At 63.2% G+C, this 448-nt stretch carries 1 protein-coding gene and 1 pseudogene; both read right to left on the bottom strand.

Going from position 1 to position 448, the window contains the following annotated elements:
* Window positions 1-101 (bottom strand): annotated as a pseudogene (locus tag B0W88_RS32290) (biopolymer transporter ExbD); the annotation flags it as partial.
* Between the two features lie 16 nt (window positions 102-117).
* Window positions 118-448: biopolymer transporter ExbD (locus B0W88_RS32285; RefSeq protein ID WP_077038459.1), on the bottom strand; the 331-nt coding region annotated here is incomplete at its 5' end.

Here is a 448-nt window from a genome sequence, read left to right as displayed (position 1 = left end):
ACCAGCAGCACCAGCATCACGTCGATCAGCGGCGTCGTGTTGACGTCGAGCATGACCTCCGGTTCGTCGCCACCCGAGGAGCTTCCTACGTTCATTCCCATTGTTGGCTCCTACTGCTTATTCGCCGCGGGCGGGCGGTTCGGTCACGAAGCTGACCTTCATGATGCCGGCGCGCTGGCAGGCAAACACGACCTTGCCCACCGACTCGTAGCGCGCATCCTTGTCGCCGCGGATGTGCACTTCGGGTTGCGGGTTCAGCACCGCGACCTTGCCCAGGCGCTTGACCAGGGCGTCGACGTCGGGCACCAGCGCGGTGTTCCAGTAGATGTCGCCATCCTTGGTCACCGCCAGCTCGACGTTTTCCGGTTTCGTGACCCGGGGAACGTTGGTCTCCTTCGGGAGATTCAACGCCACCGACTGGGTCACCACCGGGATGGTGATGAGGAAG

Source organism: Pelomonas sp. KK5, from assembly GCF_001984095.1.
Taxonomy (GTDB): Bacteria; Pseudomonadota; Gammaproteobacteria; order Burkholderiales; family Burkholderiaceae_C; genus KK5.
This window is presented reverse-complemented; position numbering and strand designations above follow the sequence as displayed.